Here is a 21,763-nt window from a genome sequence, read left to right as displayed (position 1 = left end):
GGGGTGACGGATGTCTCGCCGCATACGGAAAGTGAAGGTTCGGGGATGAAGAGACGGCAGCTGATGCGTCGTGTTGCAACAGGTTTGGCAGTGGTTGCCGGCGCACGCCTGGCGGGACCGGCGCTCGCGCAGGCGGCACCGGGCACCGGATCGGCCGATTTTCCAGGACTCGGCGTTCCGTTGGACAGGTTGCTCGGTATCGTCTCGCTCTCGCACGTCAACGATCCGGCGACGACGCCGATCTTCCCCGGCGATCCCGAGTTCGTACTGGAAACGGCCGCGACCGTTGCCGCAGATGGCTACTACCTGCAGAACGTCAGAGAAGGCGAGCACACCGGAACCCACTGGGGCTCCCCGGCGCATTTTCAGGACGGTGGATTGACTGCCGACCAACTCGTGCCGGAGGACCTGTTCCTGCCCGCGGTGAAGATCGACATTCGAGACAAGGCAGCAGCCGACGCGGATTACGCGGTGACCGTTGCCGACCTGCAGCAGTGGGAGGCGACGAACGGGCGCATCCCATCGGGAGCGGCTGTGATCCTGTGGACTGGATGGGATTCGAAGTGGGGTACCGATGCGTACGTCAATGCGGACGCCGACGGAGTGACCCATCAACCCGGCTTCTCACCGGATGCTGCGCAGTGGCTCATCGACACCGGCCGGCTCGCCGCGCGAGGAGCTCTGGGGACCGACACCTTCGGGCCCGATCTGGGTAACGACGAGACCTATCCGGTGTCGGTCAAGCTGTACGACCATCATCGAATCAGTCTGGAGAACCTCGCCAACCTGGGTGCGCTCCCAGCGGCCGGTGCCTACGTTCTGGTCGGCGGCGCGATCAACCGAGCCGGGTCGGGTTCACCTGCAACCATATTCGGGTTGATTCCGCGACTGCCCTGAGCGGCCCATGCGTCCCTGCCGTTCGACCACCAGTCGAACGGCACGCGGCGCTCGGCGAGGTTGTAGACCAGGCGAAGCGTCCCGTCGGAGTCGTACGCGAAGACGCCTGCCTTGCCGTTCTTCTTCGCCTCGTACATGGCCCGATCTGCGTTGCGCAGCAGTACGTCTGCGGTGACCTCGCCGTCGAAGACTTCCAACTCCACAACCCCGACACTGGCACCGATCGAGACCGAGTGACCCTCGAGATCCTGCGGAACTCGGAGCGCGTCGACGATCGATCTGGCGGTGCGGCAACCGGCGTCGATTCCGGCGGGAATGAGCACGGTGAATTCGTCGCCGCCGAATCTGGCGACGATTCCTCCGTTGTCACCGTCGTCCACCGACGCGAGCAGGCGCTTCGACAACGTCTTCAACGACCGATCGCCTGCGCCGTGGCCGAGTCGATCGTTGATCGCTTTGAAGTCGTCGAGGTCGATGAGCAGGAGGACGCCCAATTGGCCGTCGATGTTGTGCTGATCGATCGCGTGACCCAGGTGCTCGTCGAATGCAGCCCTGTTCAGAAGGCCGGTCAGTCCGTCGTGGTGTGCCCGGTAGCTCAACTCGGACTGGGTCTCCGACAGTCGTCGTAGTAGAGCGTCGTTCTGAATGAGTGTGAGCATCTGGCGGGCGAGCGACAGAACGACGACCGCGAAGAACAGGCCGAGCACGACTGGATCGGTGGCGCCCGTGGCCAGCCACTGGATGCCGACCACGAGGGCAACCGCCGCGACCAGACCGTACGGCACGAGCAACTGCGTGCGATCGCTCGCCAGGCGATCCGGCCACGTGCGGGACGCGCCGATTCCGCGTGCGTCGGCAGCTGCTCTTCTCGCACGCGGATCGACAGGAGGCGCCGAAGCTGCCAGTGCGATCAGAACTGGTGCTGCGATGAACCCCGCATCGGCGATCAGTGGCATCTCGTCGGCGCCGCTCGCGACCAAGTACGCGTAGAGGCTGTCCGATACTGCCAGGCTGACGAGGCCGGTGGCCAGCAGTGCGAGTTGCGTTCGATACTTGCGGACGATGCGAGGCACCAACGCCAACATTCCCACCATGACCACGAGAACCAAATCGGTGACGGGGTACATCAACGCGACCAGAAACCGGAGAGAATCGGATTCGTTCGATCGGGCGACCTGCCCGAGAACCGTGGACCACGACAGAACGAACAGCGAGCCGACGATCACCAGACCGTCGAGCAGAGACGTCGTCCAGCCGTAGGTTGCGCCGCCGGTCCTTCGCCGCGACGACTGCCCGATGACGGCCAGTAGCGCGGGTACCGCGAAAATGGGGAACAGAAAGAAGCCGAAGTCGGCGTACGACGGTGACGGCAGTGGGATGCCGAGAACGGATCGGTACAGGGCCCAGACCAGCATTCCGCCGGTCCAACAGGCCATGCCTGCTGCCATGAGTGCCCGCCACCGACGTTCCGATCCGCTGCGGCGGTGCGCGGTGTACCAGCAGACGGCCGTGGCGGTCGCGCCGCCGATCAGTTGAGCTCCATCGTCGAGAGCAGTCGATGCGGCATCGGGGAGGATTCCCGATACCGCGATCGTGACGACGAGGGCGACGACGCCGAGAGAAGCGACGATGCGCTTTCCCAGTGGTGTCGTCATGAGGGCTCCTCGTCGTCAACAGATGTTCTCTACGTAGGCCGAGGCGCCCGTCCGATTCGGTCGTGAACCCCAACGCATGGGATCCCTGCGCGAGAAACCTCGGTGCGAACAGGCTAGCTGTTACGGGACCGGTTGACCGTTGTCCGTTCAAAAGAATCACCTTCAATCACTTGCCAAAGATACATTGCCGATATATCGTCAATATGTCCTTAAAATACAGAAGGAGAATGGACATGGAAAACTTTTACGAAATGCAGCGTTGGCCCTGGTTGGGGCTGGGGGAACGTGCACACCGTCCGCATCGCTTCACGATGTGGACGCCGCAGGACATCGGCGGCAACGAAGACGAACAGCCTCGATCTCGCGATCGTGATCGACGTCACGGAGATCCGGAGCGAGCGCGGGGAGGTCGACGCGGTGGACCACACCCGCGTGGCGGTTTCGGACCCGGTGGAAATCTGGGACGGGGGAGAGGTAGGGGAGGTCGAGGCCGACGCGGAGACGTTCGAGCAGCTGTACTTCTGCTGCTCGCCGAGTCGCCGATGCACGGCTACGAACTGATTCAACAGATCGTGTCCAAGAGCGAAGGCGCGTGGAAGCCCAGTCCGGGCTCGATCTACCCGGCGCTCTCGCAACTGGAAGACGAAGGACTCGTCCTGATCGAGAAGGTCGACGGTCGGAAAACGGCTCGGTTGACCGACGAGGGCCGACAGTTCGTCGACGAGAATCGCAAGGACCTCGGATCCCCATGGGACGACGTCCGAAGCAGTGTCGGTGGCGACGCCATGGACCTGCGAGGTCTCATCGGGTTGCTGATGGGGGCGGCAGGTCAGGTCGCAGCCGTCGGAACACCCGATCAGGTGAAGTCCGCGAGCGAGGTTCTGACCGATGCACGGAGGAGCCTCTACCGGATCCTGGCCGAGGACGATCGAGCAGGCGAGTCCGAGACGGGTGTCGAGGAGTGACGGCTCCCTTCCCTAGAATGGGTAGTTCGTGAGAAATCCGTTCTACCTATTCGTGGGAGCCCACTGGTGCGAGTTGTGTTCGCAGGTACGCCTGACCCGGCAGTTCCGTCGTTGGAACGGCTGATCGCGTCGGACAAGCACGACGTCGTCGCCGTAATCACCCGTCCTGATGCGGCGTCCGGGCGTGGCCGCACGGTCGGACGCTCACCTGTCGGCCGTCTCGCAGACGAGCACGGAATTCCTGTGCTGTCACCGCACCGGCCGTCGGATCCCGACTTTCTCGACGCGCTCATTGCGCTCGACCCCGATGTATGTCCGGTTGTCGCGTACGGGGCGCTGTTGCCTCGTCCGGTGCTGAACGTGCCGAAGTTCGGGTGGATCAATCTGCACTTCTCATTGTTGCCTGCGTGGCGCGGTGCAGCCCCGGTCCAGGCCGCGATCGCTGCCGGAGACGATGTCACGGGAGCGTCGACGTTCCTTCTCGAAGAGGGAATGGACACCGGCCCCGTCCTCGGTGTGGTCACCGAATCCGTGAAGCCGACCGACACCGCAGGCGACCTTCTCGCGCGACTCGCCGTCAGCGGGGCCGAGTTGCTGGAAGCGACGCTGAATGCGATCGAAGCGGGTGAGGCGTCAGCGATCGCCCAGTCCGAGGACGGCGTGTCCTACGCCCACAAGGTCACCGTCGAGTCGGCTCGTATCGACTGGACTTCGTCTGCCGCAGCCGTCGACAGGCACGTCCGGTCGGTGACCCCGGCTCCCGGCGCCTGGACGACGATCGGTGATACCCGGCTCAAGGTTGCGCCCGTTTCACTGTCCGACGTCGAACTCGAACCCGGCCGCATTCTCGTACGCAAGGACGGCGTGTTCGTGGGAACCGCGACGCGCGCGGTTCTCCTCGGTGACATTCAACCGCAGGGCAAGAAACTGATGAAGGCACTCGACTGGGCACGCGGTGCTCGGCTGACCGAAACGGCGGTGGCCCTGTGAGCTCCGAGAACAAGCGTCCCGTTCGGTCACCCGGGTCTCGCGGTCCCAAAGGCAATCGCCCCAACAGGGGAAACGGCCCCACTGCGGTGCCTGCCGTCGACAAGGCGCGGCTGGCGGCCCGCGATGTGTTGAAGGCCGTCCGCGAGCGCGACGCGTACGCGAACCTGGTGTTGCCCGGTCTGCTGCGTGAGCGCAAGCTCGACACACGGGACGCTGCGCTGGCCACCGAGCTCGCGTACGGCACCTCCCGCGCGCGTGGGCTGCTCGATGCCGTGATCGAAAATGGTTCCGGGCGTGCGATTTCCGACATCGACGGTGGGTTGCTCGACATTCTGCGACTCGGTGCGTACCAGCTGCTGCGGACGAGAGTGGCCCCGCATGCAGCTGTCGCGACGTCGGTAGATCTCACGCGCGCCGAATTCGGCAGTGGTAAAGCCGGTTTCGTCAACGCCGTACTGCGGCGAGTGTCGGAGAAGACCGCTGAGCAGTGGGTCGACGAGCTTGCCCCCGACGCCGACAAAGATCCTGTCGGACATCTCGCGTTCGAACATGCTCACCCGAAATGGATTGCGCAGGCCTTCGCCGACGCTCTCGGTGCCGATGCGGCCGAACTCGCCGATGTTCTCGAAGCCGACGATGCACGGCCTGCAGTGCATCTCGTCGCCCGCCCCGGTGAGATCTCGGCCGAGGAACTGGCTCTCGTCACCGGCGGTGAGGAGGGTAAGTACTCGCCCTACGCTGTGTATCTCGACGGCGGTGATCCGGGAAAGCTCGATGCCGTGCGTGATGGTCTGGCCGGAGTCCAGGACGAGGGCAGTCAATTGGTCGCGCGGGCACTGACGTTGGCGCCGATCGATGGACCGGACACCGGGCGCTGGCTGGATCTGTGCGCCGGTCCGGGTGGTAAAGCCGCGCTGCTGGGTGCGATCGCGGAGATCGACGGCGCGCACGTCGATGCAGTCGAACCGACTGCTCACCGCGCGGAGCTGGTTCGAAAGACGACCAAGGCGTTGCCGGTCACCGTGCATGTCGTCGATGGTCGCGATCCGGGTCTCGACGGCGGATACGACCGCGTTCTCGTCGATGCGCCCTGTACCGGCCTCGGTGCTCTGCGACGGCGGCCGGAGGCGCGGTGGCGTCGATCGGCCAAGGATGTTGCGGCGCTGGTGACCCTGCAGAAGGAATTGCTGGCGTCGGCGTTGAAGCTCGTTCGACCGGGTGGAGTCGTGGTGTATTCCACGTGTTCGCCTCACCTGTCGGAGACCTCCGGCGTCGTCGCCGACGCCGTTCGCCGATACGGGGTTCTGCAATTGGACACGCGCACACTGCTTCCCGAGGTTCCTGGTATCGGCGACGGTCCTTCGGTTCAGCTGTGGCCGCATCGCCACGGAACGGATGCGATGTTCTTGGCCGCGTTGCAGCGGCCGGTCAGCTAGCTTCACGATTCAGGTGGAGCGGCGTCGGGGTCCGGTCGGCGGTGGAACGATATCGGTGACCGGTCGGGGTGATCAGTTCGAACGAGTGCAGGGTTCCCGGTGGGTTGTCGCTCCTCGATGACCACCCCGGCGTTTCCTTGGTGTAATTGCACGCTTCGCACAGGCCGGCGCCGTTGTGTGCGCTGGTGGGACCTCCGGCGTGATGCGGGGTGATGTGGTCGTGGTGGCGGATCGGAGCGTTGCAGTACGGCGTTCTGCACCATCGATCTCGCAGATCGATCAGGCGTGCCAGTGACTTCGGGAATGCGCGCGCCGTCGATTCCATCGCGGTGATCGCCCCGGTCACAGGTGTGCTGTACAGCTTGCGGAGAGTTGTCACGGCTTCGCTGGTCACCGAGTGAGCAATGATGTCGCGGGCGATCGCTGCAGGGATCGGTCCGTATCCCTTGACGTGCGCCGGCGCGGTCCCTCCGGCGAGCAGTGACTCGTCGGAGATCACGATCACCACCTCCACCGGCGAAGCCGACGCTGCCGAGACGCCGGTGCATCGTTCGAGAAGAAGGTCTGCCATGATCTGGTTCTTGCTGCGTTCGACGACGTCTTCGGTGCAGATGATGGTGTCGGCGTCGCGGCTGAGTGTGGCGTGAACTGCGACTGCATCTTTCATCGGCAACAATGCCGTCAGGTACGCCATCGAATCCGGCGCCGGTCTGCTGGTGACACACCGTTGATTCGGTGCTTTCCGTGCTCGTTCGACGATTGCGGCGCAATCGCGTTCCACTGCCAGCGTGTATGCCTTGCCGCGAACTGCTGTGTCTCCGAGTCCGCGTAGCGTCTCGGGGTCCGCGCACAGCTGCTCGTCGATGTGTCGGCGGTCGTCTCGATCGAGGCAGATGATCTCCTTGATGATCAGCGAGGTTCGCCACTCGTTGAGATGCCCCGTACGCAGCAGATTCAGGGTATGCGGCATGTCCTCGGTCAGGATGCGGGCCTGGCCGAGCAGGTGGCCTCCTCGATGTGGAGACTCTTTGCGTGCCAACGCAATCTGAGCGGATATGCCCTTGGACCATCGATCGGCGGGTGTACCGCGCTGGCGGCGCTCTTCGCGGACGGCACTCTCGAACTGTGCACTGATGACCGCCTGGGCGGCGCATGCAGCCGATTTCATATCCTCCAGTGCGCTGATCGTGTCGATAAGTTCAGCATTGGTGACGTCGTCACGGATCTCCTGCAGCGCCACTGCGAATTCTGCGATCTCTGTGCTGTTCACAATTCCGACCCCCATCGAATGTATGTTCGATAGTATCAAAGGTCATGGACCACAGCAAGTTTCACCGATTGAATTGCACATTCATAGCTTAGTTGGTGCGATATCGGGGAGCGCGGTGCGAGGACTCTGGGCCCTCGCGGCGCTCATCGACCGGCAGTCAGCACTGCCGTCAAGCCTTGCCGTAAATCATCGACGAAATATTCGGGTACCTCCAGGGATGGGAAGTGGCCCCCGACCTCGGGAGTTGTCCACTTGACGATCCGCCGGTACCGCTCTTGTGCCCAGGCGCGTGGACATTTACCGATATCCCGGGGGTACATGGTGATCGCTGCCGGGACGTCGACTCGAAGTTCTGGGTCGAGCGAGTTGTGGCTCTCGTAGTAAATACGGGCCGACGATGCGCCCGTACGTGTCAGCCAGTACAGGGTGACGTCATCCAGAATGCTGTCGATGGAGATCGTCTCGAACGGGCTGTCGTCGGTGTCGGACCACTCGGCGAACTTGTCGAGGATCCACGCGAGTAGCCCTACCGGTGAGTCGACGAGCGAGTAGCCGATGGTCTGCGGTCGGGTCGCCTGTTGCTTCGCGTATGCCGCGTGGTTCCGCCAGAAGTCGCGGGTTTCCTCGGTCCATTTCAGCTCGACCGGCGTCAGTCCCTCCGTAGCCAGTCCGGGCGGCGCCTCGGCGAATGTGGTGTGTATTCCGAGAACGTGTGCTGGGAATCTGCCGCCGAGGATCGTGGTGATCACGCCTCCCCAGTCGCCGCCGTGGGCTACGAAAGTGTCGTAACCGAGCCTACTCATCAGCTCCACCCATGCGGCGGCTATCTTTTCGGTTCCCCAGCCGGTGTGGTGTGGCTTGTCGCTGTATCCGAAGCCCGGTAGCGACGGGATCACGACGTGGAACGCCGGAGTGTGAGGATCTTCGGGATCTACCAGCTCGTTCACTATGCCGATGAACTCGACGATGCTGCCCGGCCAGCCGTGCGTGAGAATCAAGGGAGTCGCATCCGCGCGTGCGGATCTGCTGTGCAAGAAGTGAATTCCCAGGCCGTCGATCGTCGTACGAAACTGGCCGATCCGGTCGAGGCGCTCCTCGAACGATCTCCAGGCGTATTTCGTCCGCCAGTAGTTCAAGACTTCGGCAAGGTCGGAAAGAGGGACGCCCTGATTCCATCGGCGATGATCGGCAGACGTGGGCGAGATCGTCTCTGCCTCCGGCAAGCGCACTGCCGCCAATCGCAACCGTAGATCGTCGAGGTCGACGTCGGGTGCGTGGACTGAGAACGGCTGTACTTCGCTGGCCGATCGGGGCATGAGGTCTCCTGCTGTCATAGAAGTGCGTGTGCATGGAACCGGCTTAGACGGTTCTAACACCCGCACACCGTGCAGTGCAACAACCTAAGGTGGTTCCATGCACGTCGAGTTCCCCGAATTTCGCCTCGGTAGCGTATTGGCGACCAGCTTCACGGCAACCTTGACAGAGCGTCACGGCAACGCTGTGGAACGCATTCCCACGCCGCGCAGGCTCGCCGACTGGTTGACAGCGAACGATCTTGCCGTGGAGACCTGTACAGCCACCGAACTCGGCCTCGCGCGTGATCTGCGGGAATCGATTCACGCTGCCGCGACAGCCGCTGCGCTCCAGCAAGCACTCCCTGCATCTGCAGTCCTGGTCGTCAATGACTGCAGCGCCCGAGGTCGGGCGACGGCAGCCCTGACGCCAGAAGGGAATCGAGTCTGGGAACTCAGCTCGCTTGGCTGTGTCTCGGATGCGTTGAGCGTTATCGCCGCCGACGCGATCAGCATCATTGCTGGCGAACGAGACGGGAAGCTGGCGATATGCGCATCGGAAAGCTGCCAGGCCGTGTTTTTCGACATCAGCCGAGGTAGCACGCGCAGGTGGTGTGACATGAACACGTGCGGCAATCGTCAGAAGAAGGCACGCTTCCGCGCGAATCAGCGAGACAAATTGCTACACGTGTGACAGCTCGGTAAGTGCGCGTTCGTACAAGACGCAGGCCCGCGGCTGCGGAACCCTGAGTACATGGCAATCAGGTGGGAACAGGTCGTCGCGTCGGCCGTCGAACTTCCGAAGGTCGAGGAATCCACGTCCTACAACACGCCCGCGTTGAAGGTGGCGGGGAAGTTGATGGCTCGGTTGCGGACCGAAGCAGAGGGCGGCCTCGTTGTCGTGTGCGGGCTCGACGAGAAGGAAGCACTTCTCGCATCGGGTAGTGCGGCGTTCTACACGACGCCGCACTACGACGGATATGGGTCGATCATCGTCGACCTCGACCGGGTGGACAGCGCGGAACTGCGCGACATGATCGTCGAGGCATGGCGGATGCAGGCGCCCAAGACCGTGCGAAGACGGTACGACGAGACCCACTAGGCTGGGGCGGTGGCAGCTCCGATGATCGCACCGTCCATTCTCTCCGCCGATTTTGCTCGCCTGGGCGAGGAAGCCCGAGCCGTCGAGGGCTCCGATTGGCTGCACGTCGACGTCATGGACGCGCACTTCGTGCCCAATCTGACCCTCGGTCTACCCGTCGTGCAGAGCTTGTTGAAGGCGACCGACATCCCTCTCGACTGCCATCTGATGATCGAGGATCCAGCACGGTGGGCACCGCCGTACGCCGAGGCGGGTGCGTACAACGTCACATTTCATGCGGAGGCGACCGACGACCCGATCGCGGTGGCCAAAGATATTCGGGCAGCGGGCGGCAAGGCCGGATTGAGCGTCAAACCAGGTACTCCGATCGAGCCGTACCTGGAGATCCTTCGAGAATTCGACACGCTTCTCGTGATGAGCGTCGAGCCCGGATTCGGTGGGCAATCGTTCATCCCCGAGGTGCTGAGCAAAGCACGCATCGTCCGCAATCTCGTCGACTCCGGTGAGCTGAAGCTCGTCGTGGAGATCGACGGCGGAATCAACGTCGACACCGTCGAGCAAGCCGCCGAGGCCGGAATCGACTGTTTCGTTGCCGGGTCCGCGGTGTACGGCACCGCAGATCCTGCGGCCGCAGTACGAGGTCTTCGCAACCAGGCGGCCCGCGCATCCAACCACCTGTCGCTCTGATGTCCGCCGACGGGCCGATCTCCCTCGACGAGGCGCTGCGGACGGCCGTCGACGCATCGGAGGCAGCTCGCGGTCGCACCAGCCCCAATCCGCCTGTCGGTGCTGTGATTCTCGATCGAGACGGGATCGTCGTCGGAGTCGGGTCGACGCGTCCGCCCGGCGGCCCGCATGCCGAGATCGTCGCGTTGCAGCGGGCAGGTACGAGTGCTCGCGGCGGAACCGCTGTCGTGACGCTCGAGCCGTGCAATCACACCGGCCGGACCGGGCCCTGTTCCCGGGCGCTGATCGACGCAGGGATCACGAGAGTCCTCTACTCCGTGGCCGATCCGAATCCGCTGGCCGAGGGTGGCGCTCGGACGCTTGCCGACGCGGGAGTGCTGGTCGAGGCAGGTCTCGGTGCCGAGGTCGTCAGCCGAGGCCCACTCCGGGCATGGCTGCACAAGCAACGAACCGGTCGACCCCACGTGACGCTGAAGTACGCGGCGAGCCTCGACGGGCGAAGCGCCGCCGCCGACGGGACGAGTCGATGGATCACCGGTCAGGGGGCAAGGGCTCACGTTCACGCGCACCGATCGAAGCTCGACGCGATCATCGTCGGGACCGGAACGGTGTTCGCCGACGACCCGTTGCTGACCGCGCGTCTCGCGGACGGAACGAACTCGCCGCATCAGCCGACACGCGTGGTGTTCGGACTGAGGCAAGTGCCGAGGACCGCGCGGATTCTCGGCGACGATGCGCCGACGGTCTTCGTGCACAGTCGAGATCCGCGCGAGGTGATCGAGGCTCTCGCCGAGCACACCGATGTTCTTCTCGAGGGAGGACCGACCGTCGCCGGCGCATTTCTCGCCGCCGGACTGGTGGACCGCATCATTGCCTACATCGCCCCCACAGTCCTGGGGTCCGGGCTCTCGGCAGTGGAGAACGCAGGCGTCGGAACAATTTCGGAGGCGAAGAGGTTCACGTTCGAGAGTGTCGACTCGATCGACGGCGACATCGTCGTCAGCGCCGTACCAGACCGCCAGTGAGCATTCGGGCTCAGCAACTCTAGCGAAGAGGAGACATCACGTGTTCACCGGAATCGTCGAGGAACTCGGCGAGATCGTCGGCAAGGAAGAACTGACCGATTCGGCGCGCTTCACCGTCAAAGGTCCGATCGTGACATCGGATGCAGGCCACGGTGATTCGATCGCCGTCAACGGTGTGTGCCTGACAGTGGTCGACGTGCTGGCCGACGGCGCGTTCACGGCCGATGTCATGCAGGAGACCTTGAACCGGTCCAGCCTGGAGCGACTCGAAGTCGGAAGCAGGGTCAACCTGGAGCGGGCGGCTTCGCTGAACAGCAGGCTCGGCGGGCACCTGGTGCAAGGACACGTCGATGGCACCGGAAAGGTCGAATCTCGGTCGCCGTCCGAGAACTGGACTGTCGTGCGAATCTCCATGCCCGTGTCGGTGGCTCGCTATGTCGTGGAGAAGGGCTCCATCACCGTCGACGGCGTCTCCCTGACGGTATCCGGGCTCGGCGAGGACAGCAGTGGTCATTGGTTCGAGATCTCGCTGATTCCGACGACACTCGACCTCACGACGCTCGGTCGGGCGGAGGTCGGTACACCGGTGAACCTCGAGGTCGACGTCATCGCGAAGTACGTCGAGCGGCTGCAGACCCTCGACGGTCGATAGCGAACAAAGAAAGTACTGTTGAGTGTGTCTCCGCACCGGAGATGCAGCAAGATCTGGGTGCACTGTGAGCGTGATGACGTGGTGCGGCATGAGAAGCATGGAGCGTAGGACGTGACAAGGTTCGACAGTATCGAGCGGGCAGTCGCCGACATAGCTGCGGGTAAAGCCGTCGTCGTCGTCGACGACGAAGACCGTGAGAACGAAGGCGATCTGATCTTCGCCGCCGAGAAAGCCACACCGGAACTGGTTGCGTTCATGGTGCGGTACACCTCCGGGTACCTGTGCGTTCCACTTGCCGGGGACGACTGCGACAGGCTCGGTCTCCCTCCGATGTACGCCACCAATCAGGACAAGCACGGCACCGCGTACACGGTGACCGTCGACGCGCGTGAGGGTATCGGAACGGGAATTTCCGCATCGGACCGTGCGGCGACGATGCGTCTGCTGGCAGATCCGAACACCGGCGCCAACGACTTCACCCGTCCCGGCCACGTCGTTCCGTTGCGTGCCAAGGAAGGGGGCGTTCTTCGTCGTCCCGGCCACACCGAAGCAGCCGTGGACCTCGCCCGCATGGCCGACTTGCGCCCCGCAGGCGTCATCTGCGAGATCGTCAGCCAGAAGGACGAGGGCGCGATGGCGCAGACCGACGAGCTTCGTGTCTTCGCCGACGATCACAACCTCGCGCTGATCTCGATCGCGGACCTCATCGCGTGGCGTCGCAAACACGAGAAGCATGTGGTGCGCGTAGCCGACGCTCGAATCCCCACCAACCACGGCACCTTCCGCGCGGTCGGCTACCACAGCGTCTACGACGAAGTAGAGCACGTCGCGCTCGTGCGCGGCGACATCGAGGGCCCCGACGGTGACGGTAGCGATGTCCTCGTGCGAGTCCACTCCGAGTGCCTCACCGGCGACGTCTTCGGGTCGCTGCGCTGCGACTGCGGGCCGCAACTCGACGCTGCGCTCGAGATGATCGCCCAGGAAGGCCGGGGCGTCGTGCTGTACATGCGCGGACACGAGGGACGCGGCATCGGTCTACTGCACAAACTGCAGGCCTACCAACTGCAGGACGCAGGATCGGACACCGTCGATGCGAACCTCCAGCTCGGGTTGCCCGCCGACTCCCGCGACTACGGAATAGGTGCGCAGATCCTCGTCGACCTCGGCGTCTCGTCGATGAGGCTCCTGACCAACAACCCGGCCAAGCGAGTCGGGCTCGACGGCTACGGACTGCACGTCACCGAACGGGTTCCAATGCCGCTGCGCGCGAACGAAGAGAACCTCACCTACCTCCGCACCAAACGGGACCGCATGGGTCACGACCTCATCGGCCTCGACGACTACGAACTCCGCCGATCCACCGGCTCCACTGGTACCACTGACCTGGAAGCAGGGAACACACTATGAGCGGCGAAGGCGAACCCCAACTCCAGCTTGCAGGCGCAGGCGATCTGAAACTCGCGATCGTGGCGGGCCAGTGGCACAGGACGGTGTCCGAGGCGCTTCTCGCCGGAGCCACCCGCAAGGCGGAGGAAGCAGGCGTCACCGACGTCACGATCGTCCGAGTCGCGGGAGCGATCGAACTTCCGGTCGTCGCACAGACCCTCGCACGTTCGCACGACGCCGTCGTCGCGTTGGGCGTGGTCATCCGGGGCGGCACGCCGCACTTCGAGTACGTGTGCGACGCAGTGACCGCCGGGTTGACCCGCGTATCGCTCGACGAGAGCACCCCGGTCACCAACGGTGTCCTGACGACCAACGACGAGCAGCAAGCGCTCGATCGCGCTGGTCTACCCGGATCTTCCGAGGACAAAGGTGCCCAGGCCGTCGCGGCTGCCATCGATACGGCGCTGACGCTCAAGCATCTCCGCCAGCCGTGGACGAACGAGGCGTTCCGATGACCGCAGCCGGTCGTTGGGAGCTCGAGGTGAAGTCCAGGAAGTCCGCGCGGTACGCCATCCTCGCCGCTGTCGTACTGCTCGTGGCGCATGTGACGGTTGCCATCCTTCTTCGCGTGTCACCGACCGGTGTCTACTTCCGCACGGCAGATCAGTTGGCGCTCGCCGGGATCGGAGTGCTGCTCGCCGGGATCGCACTGCTGTTGACGCGGCCGCGCGTTCGGGTCGGGCCCGAGGGCGTCGCGGTCCGCAACATTCTGTCCGAACGTCTCATCGAGTGGGACCTCGTTCAAGGCTTGTCCTTCCCCGACGGTGCGATGTGGGCGCGCGTCGACATTCCCGACGACGAATTCATTCCCGTCATGGCCATCCAATCGAACGACCGTGAGCACGCGGTAGCAGCGGTAAGGACGTTCCGTACGCTCGAAGCCAAGTACGTCGGCGCCGACACGTGAGATTTCGCGTCGGACCCTGCGACTAACCTGGAAGACGTGTCCGATCCAGCAACGTATCGCCCCGCAACCGGCACCATCCCGGTCGAGCCAGGTGTGTACAAATTTCGTGATCCACACGGACGCGTGATCTACGTCGGCAAGGCCAAAAGCCTGCGCAGCCGACTCAATTCGTATTTCGCCGACGTCGCGTCGCTTCACCCACGTACTCGGCAGATGGTCACTACCGCCGCGTCCGTCGAGTGGACTGTCGTCACGACCGAGGTCGAGGCGCTTCAGCTCGAGTACAACTGGATCAAGGAGTTCGATCCTCGGTTCAACGTCCGGTACCGCGACGACAAGACCTATCCGATGCTCGCGGTCACGATGAACGAGGAATACCCTCGCCTGTTCGTCTACCGAGGCCCGCGCCGAAAGGGCGTGCGCTATTTCGGCCCGTACGCGCATGCGTGGGCTATCCGAGAGACGCTCGACCTCCTGCTTCGGGTATTTCCAGCGCGAACGTGTTCCACCGGGGTATTCAAGCGGCACAACCAAATCGGACGTCCCTGCCTGCTGGGGTACATCGATAAATGTTCGGCGCCGTGTGTCGGCCGTGTGTCGGCGGACGAACACCGCAAGACGGTGGAGGACTTCTGCGATTTCCTCTCCGGCAAGACCGACAAACTGGTACGCCAGATCGAGAAGCAGATGCAGGAAGCGTCCGACGATCTCGATTTCGAGACCGCGGCCCGGCTGCGCGACGACGTCGGTGCATTACGCCGGGCGTTGGAGAAGCAGGCCGTCGTCTTGGGCGATGGAACCGATGCCGATCTCGTCGCATTCGCCACCGACGCGCTCGAGGCTGCGGTCCAGGTCTTCCATGTCCGAGGTGGCCGCGTCCGCGGGCAGCGCGGTTGGGTCGTCGAGAAGGCCGGTGAGGTGATCGAGGTGGACGCAGATTCCACCGATCGGTCGGACCTTCCCGCGCTCGTGGAACAGTTCCTGACGCAGTTCTACGGTGAGCAGGCGTCGCTGTCGATGCAGACCCCCGGAGTCGACGACGGCGGCGCCAATGCGGTGCCACGCGAGGTTCTGGTCCCGGTGCTTCCCGCGAACGCCGACGAGGTGCAGCAGTGGCTCACCCGTCTGCGGGGATCCAACGTTCAGTTACGCGTGCCGCAGCGAGGGGACAAGAAGGCGCTCGCCGAGACCGTCGAACGCAACGCCAAAGAGGCACTGCAGCAGCACAAGCTGAAGCGCGCAGGCGATTTCACGTCCAGATCTGCTGCGCTGCAGGGGATTCAGGAAGCACTCGATCTCGACTCGGCGCCGCTGCGTATCGAGTGCATCGACATCTCGCACGTGCAGGGGACCGACGTCGTTGCCTCGCTGGTGGTGTTCGAGGACGGGCTACCTCGCAAGAGCGACTATCGGCACTACGCGATCAAGGAAGCCGCGGGTGACGGTCATTCGGACGACGTCGCCAGCATCGCCGAGGTGACGCGTCGTCGTTTCCTCCGGCACTCCTCGGACGCGGGAGCTGGGGCGAGCGGTGGAGATCTGGCGCCCGAAGCGGCGCTCGATCCGCAGACCGGGCGCCCCAGACGCTTTGCATACCCACCGAACCTGTTCGTCGTGGACGGCGGCGCGCCCCAGGTCGCTGCTGCGGCCGAGGTACTGGACGAGCTCGGTGTGACCGATGTCGCGGTGGTGGGTCTGGCGAAGCGTCTCGAAGAAGTGTGGGTGCCGGGAGAAGCCGATCCGGTGATTCTGCCGCGCACCAGCGAGTCGTTGTACTTGCTGCAGCGCGTTCGTGACGAGGCACACCGTTTTGCGATCACCTTCCATCGCAGCAAGCGTTCGCGCAGGATGACGGCATCGGCACTCGATTCGGTGCGTGGTCTCGGCGAGACCAGACGTACTGCTTTGGTGAGCCACTTCGGATCCGTTGCGAAGTTGAAGCAGGCCTCGGTCGCCGAGATCATCGAGGTGCCCGGCATCGGTGAGATGACGGCCAAAGCGGTTCTCGTCGCCCTCGGCGGCGAGTCGGGTTCGGACACACCGGACACGGTCGTGGGGGATGATGTCACAGGCGGCAACGCAGTCGATCGGGGTCGGCAGGACACAACTTCGACAGAGCAGGGCGTGAGTTGAGCGAATCGGATGTGAAGCATGCAGCGGGCGTGCCCGTCGATGCGGACGGACCGCCGGCGGAGCCACGCCCGGGCGGTATCGAGGTGGCGCTGGTGACGGGATTGTCGGGGGCCGGCCTTCGCACTGCCGCGAAGGTGCTGGAGGATCTCGGGTGGTACGTGGCGGACAACCTACCGCCCGAGCTCATTTCCAAGATGGTCGACCTCGGACTCGAATCGGACCCTCGTATCGAGCGGTTGGCTCTGGTGATGGATGTGCGCAGTCGGTTGTTCACCGGGGATCTGGGTTGGGTAGTGAAGGAGCTCGATTCCAAGGGCGTACGCAACCGGGTGTTGTTCCTCGACGCGACCGACGCGGTCCTGATCCAACGGTTCGAGTCGAACCGTCGCAGTCATCCCCTGCAGAACGACGGCCAGGACGCAACTCTGACGGAAGGGATCGCGGCCGAGCGTGAGCAACTTGCTCGGGTCAAGGCCGCCGCAGACGTGACCATCGACACGTCGTCGCTGTCCGTGCACCAGCTGCGCCGCAAGATCGAGGCGGCGTTCAGTGGAGCAGGGGCGACGATGATCGGCGTCACCGTGCAGTCCTTCGGGTTCAAGTACGGGCTGCCTATCGACGCCGATCTGGTGTGCGATGTTCGGTTCCTGCCGAATCCGCATTGGATTCCCGAACTTCGTGAGCACACGGGTCGCAACAGCGCCGTCCGAGACTACGTGCTCGGCCAAGACGGTGCCCTCGACTACTTGAACACCTATCACCATCTGCTGCAGTTGACGGTGAACGGATACCGACGGGAAGGCAAGCGCTACATGACGGTTGCAGTGGGGTGCACCGGTGGCAAACACAGGAGCGTGGCGATGTCGGAGGCGTTGGCCGCGCTGCTGGCCGAACACGACGATCTGTCGGTGCGCGTGGTGCACCGCGATGCGGGCCGCGAATGACCGACTCGGAATCGCCGGAGTCGCGGCTGCAGGACGGTCGGCCGATCAGAATCGTCGCGTTGGGGGGCGGGCACGGGCTGTACGCAACATTGAGCGCGGCTCGGATGCTCGCGTCGGACGTGACGGCCGTGGTGACCGTCGCCGACGATGGAGGATCCTCCGGTCGGCTGCGGGCAGAACTCGGGGTTCTCCCGCCCGGTGACCTACGGATGGCTCTTGCTGCGCTGGCGGCGGACGACCCCCGCACGATCAGGTGGGCAGAGGTGCTTCAGCACAGATTCGGAGGCACGGGCGCACTTGCCGGTCATTCGGTGGGCAATCTGATCCTGGCAGGTCTGACGGAAGTTCTCGGCGACACCGTCCTCGCGTTGGACGAGGTCGCGCACTTACTGGGAATCGCGGGGCGTGTGGTGCCCATGGCACCTATCCCGCTCGACATCGAAGCCGACGTCTCCGGGTTGGAGGACGATCCCCGAGTGAGCAGGGTCATCCGAGGTCAGGTCGCCGTGGCGACGACCCCTGGCAAGGTTCGCCGCGTACGTCTGATGCCGCCCGACCCGCCTGCAACTCCGGAAGCCGTGGCCGCCATCGGTGTCGCGGACCTCGTCGTGCTCGGCCCCGGTTCGTGGTTCTCGAGTGTCATTCCCCACGTTCTGGTTCCCGACCTGCTGAAGGCTCTTGCCGAGTCGACCGCGCAGAAGGTGCTGATACTGAATCTTGCGCCCGAGCTCGGCGAGACCACTGGATTCTCTGCCGAGCGGCATCTGCACGTACTCTCCCAACACGCACCTGATTTCAGAGTTGACCACATCATCGTCGATTCGGCTTTCGTACCGGCCGGGGGAGAGCGCGACCACCTCGCTCGGGCGGCAGCGCGTCTCGGCGCCGAGGTCGTGTACGTCGACGTCGCCGAATCCGGTACTCACGCTCATCATTTCGGAAAGTTGGCTGCGGCGCTCGGTAGCATCGTCTCGTCGCGAGACGGGGCTCTATCGAATGCGCCGCGCAGAGAGGGGATCACTTCGTGGCCATGACAGCGGAGGTGAAGGACGAGCTATCGAGGCTCGCGATCACCCAGGTGAGCTGCAGGAGAGCCGAGGTGTCGGCTCTCCTGCGGTTCGCGGGTGGGCTTCACATCGTTGCGGGACGGGTCGTCGTCGAGGCGGAGGTGGATCTCGGGTCCATCGCGAGGCGACTACGTCGGGAGATCTTCGATCTGTACGGATATTCCTCCGATGTGCACGTCCTCAGCGCAGGCGGACTCCGCAAGAGTTCGCGTTACGTGGTTCGTGTCGCGAAGGACGGTGAGGCGCTCGCTCGTCAGACCGGTCTTCTCGACATGCGGGGTCGGCCGGTCCGCGGACTTCCGGCCCAGGTCGTCGGCGGTACGGTCGGTGACGCCGAGGCCGCGTGGCGAGGGGCCTTCCTCGCTCACGGATCGCTGACCGAACCCGGCCGTTCGTCGGCGTTGGAGATCAGTTGCCCTGGTCCCGAAGCTGCTCTGGCACTCGTCGGTGCCGCACGGCGACTCGGCGTCGCCGCGAAGGCGCGGGAGGTTCGCGGAACGGACCGAGTGGTCGTCCGTGACGGAGAAGCGATCGGCGCATTGCTGACCAGGATGGGAGCGCAGGACACTCGGCTCGTCTGGGAGGAACGCCGGATGCGCCGGGAGGTGCGTGCGACGGCCAACCGGCTCGCCAATTTCGACGACGCCAACCTACGCCGGTCCGCCCGCGCAGCTGTTGCTGCTGCGGCACGAGTCGAGCGTGCGCTCAAGATTCTCGGCGACGACGTCCCCGACCATCTGGCCGCCGCGGGTTCGCTGCGCGTCCAACATCGGCAGGCGTCGTTGGAGGAGCTCGGACAGCTCGCCGACCCTCCGATGACGAAGGACGCCGTCGCTGGACGCATCCGCCGACTGCTGTCGATGGCGGATCGCAAGGCGAGGGAGACAGGAATTCCGGACACCGAGTCGGCAGTGACCGCGGAACTGCTCGACGAGGCCTGAACCCGAGGTGACGGGTGACGCGCGCGCGACTGCTGCTCGCACACTAGGGTGGAAAACGCACTGGGGATGTCTCCATGCGCGAAATACGACAATCGGTTCAACAACTTAGGAGCGAACAGTGACGATCCGGGTAGGCGTTAACGGCTTCGGCCGCATCGGACGTAACTTCTTCAGGGCAGTCGATGCGCAGAAAGCTCTCGGCACCACCGACATCGAGATCGTGGCTGTCAACGACCTCACCGACAACGCGACCCTGGCTCATCTCCTGAAGTACGACTCCATCCTCGGCCGACTGCCGTACGACGTCAGCCTCGAAGGCGACGACACCATCGTCGTCGGCGATCAGAAGATCAAGGCATTGTCGCTGCGCGAAGGCCCGTCCGCACTTCCCTGGGGTGAGCTGGGCGTCGACGTCGTGGTCGAGTCCACCGGCATATTCACCGATGCAGCCAAGGCCAAGGGCCACCTCGATGCAGGTGCCAAGAAGGTCATCATCTCCGCACCCGCCAAGGGCGAGGACATCACCATCGTGATGGGCGTCAACGACGACAAGTACGACGGCAGTCAGAACATCATCTCCAACGCGTCGTGCACCACCAACTGCCTCGGACCGATCGCCAAGGTGCTCGACGACGAGTTCGGCATCGTCAAGGGCCTCATGACGACCATCCACGCCTACACGCAGGATCAGAACCTGCAGGACGGTCCGCACAGTGACCTGCGTCGTGCACGCGCCGCAGCGCTGAACGTCGTGCCGACCGGCACGGGTGCGGCCAAGGCCATCGGCCTGGTTCTCCCGCAGCTCCTCGGCAAGCTCGACGGATACGCCCTTCGTGTCCCGATCCCGACGGGTTCGGTCACCGACCTCACCGCGAACCTCAAGAAGTCGGCCACCGTCGCGGAGATCAACGCCGCGATGAAGGCTGCAGCCGAAGGCCCGCTGAAGGGCATCCTCAAGTACACCGAGGACCCGATCGTGTCCTCGGACATCGTCACCGATCCGCACTCGTCGATCTTCGACGCCGGTCTCACCAAGGTCATCGACGACCAGGTCAAGATCGTGTCCTGGTACGACAACGAGTGGGGCTACTCCAACCGCCTCGCCGACCTCATCGGACTCGTCGGAAAGTCCCTCTGATCACATGGCGGTCAACACTCTGCAGGATCTGATCGCGGCCGGGGTCGCCGGCCGCGCGGTGCTGGTGCGCTCGGACTTCAACGTTCCGATCGAGAACGGTGTCATCACCGATCCCGGCCGAATCGTGGCGTCGTTGCCGACACTGAACGCCTTGCTCGATGCGGGCGCCAAACTGATCGTCACGGCGCACCTCGGTCGCCCCGACGGCAAGCCTGAGGCGAAGTACTCGCTCGCGCCCGTCGCATCGAAGTTGGGGGAGCTGCTCGGGCGGCACGTGCAACTTGCCGGTGACGTCGTGGGCCAAGACGCACAGGCACGTGCCGAAGGCCTCACCGACGGTGATGTTCTGCTGCTCGAGAACATCAGATTCGATCCCCGCGAGACGAGCAAGGACGAATCCGAGCGTGCGAAGTTGGCAGCCGAGCTCGTCGCGCTGACGGACGGCGAAGGTGCGTTCGTCTCCGACGGCTTCGGTGTCGTGCACCGCAAGCAGGCTTCGGTGTACGACGTCGCGAAGCTTCTTCCGTCCTACGCGGGCAACCTCGTCGCAACCGAGGTGGATGTCCTGAAGAAGCTCACCGAGACACCGGAGCGGCCGTACGCGGTGGTTCTGGGTGGGTCGAAGGTGTCGGACAAACTGGCGGTCATCGAGGCTCTCGCACCCAAGGTCGACACTCTCGTGATCGGCGGCGGGATGTGCTTCACCTTCCTCGCGGCACAGGGGCAGCCGGTCGGTACGTCGCTGCTTCAGGAAGACATGATCGATACCTGCAAGGATTTGCTCGAGCGGTTCGGTGATGTCATCCACCTGCCGAAGGACATCGTCGTCGCCGATTCGTTCTCCGCGGATGCCGAATCCCGAACGGTGCCCTCGCACGAGATTCCCGACGGTTGGATGGGCCTGGATATCGGCCCCGAATCCGTCGAGCGTTTCGGAGCAGTTCTGCGTGCGGCGAAGACGGTCTTCTGGAACGGACCCATGGGAGTGTTCGAGTTCGAGAAGTTCGCAGCAGGTACCAAGGGCCTCGCCGAGGCGATCGTGGCGGCCACGTCGAACGGGGCTTTCAGCGTTGTCGGTGGTGGTGACTCCGCAGCTGCGGTGCGCACCCTCGGTCTTCCCGACGACGGTTTCTCGCACATCTCGACCGGGGGTGGCGCGTCGCTCGAGTACCTCGAGGGCAAGCAGCTTCCCGGCATCGAAGCCTTGGAGGTCTGA

Annotated in this window: 21 protein-coding genes; 18 read left to right on the top strand and 3 right to left on the bottom strand. The window is 64.2% G+C overall.

Going from position 1 to position 21,763, the window contains the following annotated elements; translation table 11 throughout:
* Positions 1-45: 45 nt before the first annotated feature.
* A complete protein-coding gene (locus RY1_RS02485) occupies positions 46-897 on the top strand; it encodes a cyclase family protein (protein WP_072801902.1) in 852 nt (283 codons plus the stop codon).
* On the opposite strand, the gene RY1_RS02480 is transcribed toward RY1_RS02485, so the two are convergent.
* Complete coding sequence (locus RY1_RS02480) at positions 813-2,552, bottom strand: GGDEF domain-containing protein (protein ID WP_072801901.1); 1,740 nt, start codon at positions 2,550-2,552, stop codon at positions 813-815. The two genes, RY1_RS02485 and RY1_RS02480, sit on opposite strands and share 85 nt — an antisense overlap.
* A gap of 311 nt (positions 2,553-2,863) precedes the next feature.
* Between RY1_RS02480 and RY1_RS02475 the strand changes: the two genes are divergently transcribed.
* From RY1_RS02475 to RY1_RS02465, 3 genes are all read left to right on the top strand, one after another.
* The gene (locus RY1_RS02475) at positions 2,864-3,517 is read left to right on the top strand and encodes a PadR family transcriptional regulator (protein WP_072802265.1); all 654 of its coding nucleotides are present in this window, start codon (positions 2,864-2,866) and stop codon (positions 3,515-3,517) included.
* 66 nt (positions 3,518-3,583) lie between these two features.
* Positions 3,584-4,507, top strand: a complete 924-nt coding sequence (gene fmt / locus RY1_RS02470) for a methionyl-tRNA formyltransferase (RefSeq protein WP_072801900.1) — start codon at positions 3,584-3,586, stop codon at positions 4,505-4,507.
* Complete coding sequence (locus RY1_RS02465; RefSeq protein WP_072801899.1) at positions 4,504-5,943, top strand: RsmB/NOP family class I SAM-dependent RNA methyltransferase; 1,440 nt, start codon at positions 4,504-4,506, stop codon at positions 5,941-5,943. Before fmt ends, RY1_RS02465 begins: the two co-directional genes overlap by 4 nt.
* Here the strand turns inward: RY1_RS02465 and RY1_RS02460 are convergent.
* Together RY1_RS02460 and RY1_RS02455 are read right to left on the bottom strand one after the other, a co-directional pair.
* Complete coding sequence (locus RY1_RS02460) at positions 5,936-7,228, bottom strand: HNH endonuclease (protein WP_072801898.1); 1,293 nt, start codon at positions 7,226-7,228, stop codon at positions 5,936-5,938. The genes RY1_RS02465 and RY1_RS02460 overlap by 8 nt on opposite strands.
* A gap of 128 nt (positions 7,229-7,356) precedes the next feature.
* A complete protein-coding gene (locus tag RY1_RS02455; RefSeq protein ID WP_072802264.1) occupies positions 7,357-8,529 on the bottom strand; it encodes an epoxide hydrolase family protein in 1,173 nt (390 codons plus the stop codon).
* A gap of 97 nt (positions 8,530-8,626) precedes the next feature.
* Between RY1_RS02455 and RY1_RS02450 the strand changes: the two genes are divergently transcribed.
* The 14 genes from RY1_RS02450 (at position 8,627) to RY1_RS02385 (ending at position 21,763) form a co-directional block, all read left to right on the top strand.
* Positions 8,627-9,199: a CGNR zinc finger domain-containing protein gene (locus tag RY1_RS02450; RefSeq protein WP_072801897.1), complete on the top strand. Its 573-nt coding sequence runs from the start codon at positions 8,627-8,629 to the stop codon at positions 9,197-9,199.
* A 60-nt stretch (positions 9,200-9,259) separates the two neighbouring features.
* A complete protein-coding gene (locus RY1_RS02445; RefSeq protein ID WP_072801896.1) occupies positions 9,260-9,607 on the top strand; it encodes an MmcQ/YjbR family DNA-binding protein in 348 nt (115 codons plus the stop codon).
* 9 nt (positions 9,608-9,616) lie between these two features.
* A complete protein-coding gene (gene rpe / locus RY1_RS02440; protein ID WP_072801895.1) occupies positions 9,617-10,294 on the top strand; it encodes a ribulose-phosphate 3-epimerase in 678 nt (225 codons plus the stop codon).
* Complete coding sequence (ribD, locus tag RY1_RS02435) at positions 10,291-11,319, top strand: bifunctional diaminohydroxyphosphoribosylaminopyrimidine deaminase/5-amino-6-(5-phosphoribosylamino)uracil reductase RibD (protein ID WP_371829443.1); 1,029 nt, start codon at positions 10,291-10,293, stop codon at positions 11,317-11,319. The genes rpe and ribD overlap by 4 nt, the downstream gene beginning before the upstream one ends.
* Before the next feature lie 40 nt (positions 11,320-11,359).
* Positions 11,360-11,971, top strand: coding sequence for a riboflavin synthase (locus tag RY1_RS02430; protein ID WP_072801893.1), 612 nt, complete (start codon positions 11,360-11,362; stop codon positions 11,969-11,971).
* 111 nt (positions 11,972-12,082) lie between these two features.
* On the top strand, positions 12,083-13,378 hold the full coding sequence (locus RY1_RS02425; RefSeq protein ID WP_072801892.1) for a bifunctional 3,4-dihydroxy-2-butanone-4-phosphate synthase/GTP cyclohydrolase II: 1,296 nt from the start codon (positions 12,083-12,085) through the stop codon (positions 13,376-13,378).
* Positions 13,375-13,872, top strand: a complete 498-nt coding sequence (ribH, locus tag RY1_RS02420; RefSeq protein ID WP_072801891.1) for a 6,7-dimethyl-8-ribityllumazine synthase — start codon at positions 13,375-13,377, stop codon at positions 13,870-13,872. The genes RY1_RS02425 and ribH overlap by 4 nt, the downstream gene beginning before the upstream one ends.
* Positions 13,869-14,324 carry a PH domain-containing protein gene (locus RY1_RS02415; protein WP_072802263.1) on the top strand — a complete coding sequence of 152 codons (456 nt, stop codon included), beginning with the start codon at positions 13,869-13,871 and terminating at the stop codon, positions 14,322-14,324. Before ribH ends, RY1_RS02415 begins: the two co-directional genes overlap by 4 nt.
* 36 nt (positions 14,325-14,360) lie before the next feature.
* Positions 14,361-16,457 carry an excinuclease ABC subunit UvrC gene (uvrC, locus tag RY1_RS02410; protein ID WP_072801890.1) on the top strand — a complete coding sequence of 699 codons (2,097 nt, stop codon included), beginning with the start codon at positions 14,361-14,363 and terminating at the stop codon, positions 16,455-16,457.
* 29 nt (positions 16,458-16,486) lie between these two features.
* Positions 16,487-17,401, top strand: a complete 915-nt coding sequence (rapZ, locus tag RY1_RS02405) for an RNase adapter RapZ (protein WP_072802262.1) — start codon at positions 16,487-16,489, stop codon at positions 17,399-17,401.
* Positions 17,398-18,435, top strand: coding sequence for a gluconeogenesis factor YvcK family protein (locus RY1_RS02400; RefSeq protein WP_072801889.1), 1,038 nt, complete (start codon positions 17,398-17,400; stop codon positions 18,433-18,435). Before rapZ ends, RY1_RS02400 begins: the two co-directional genes overlap by 4 nt.
* Positions 18,426-19,409 carry a DNA-binding protein WhiA gene (gene whiA / locus RY1_RS02395; protein WP_072801888.1) on the top strand — a complete coding sequence of 328 codons (984 nt, stop codon included), beginning with the start codon at positions 18,426-18,428 and terminating at the stop codon, positions 19,407-19,409. Before RY1_RS02400 ends, whiA begins: the two co-directional genes overlap by 10 nt.
* 118 nt (positions 19,410-19,527) lie before the next feature.
* A complete protein-coding gene (gene gap / locus RY1_RS02390; RefSeq protein ID WP_072801887.1) occupies positions 19,528-20,547 on the top strand; it encodes a type I glyceraldehyde-3-phosphate dehydrogenase in 1,020 nt (339 codons plus the stop codon).
* Positions 20,548-20,551: 4 nt separating this feature from the next.
* Positions 20,552-21,763 carry a phosphoglycerate kinase gene (locus RY1_RS02385; RefSeq protein WP_072801886.1) on the top strand — a complete coding sequence of 404 codons (1,212 nt, stop codon included), beginning with the start codon at positions 20,552-20,554 and terminating at the stop codon, positions 21,761-21,763.

This window comes from Rhodococcus yunnanensis NBRC 103083, from assembly GCF_001895005.1.
In the GTDB taxonomy this organism is placed as follows: Bacteria; Actinomycetota; Actinomycetes; order Mycobacteriales; family Mycobacteriaceae; genus Rhodococcoides; species Rhodococcoides yunnanense.
The sequence above is the reverse complement of the archived record's forward strand: the minus strand, read 5'-3'. Positions and strand labels throughout refer to the sequence as shown.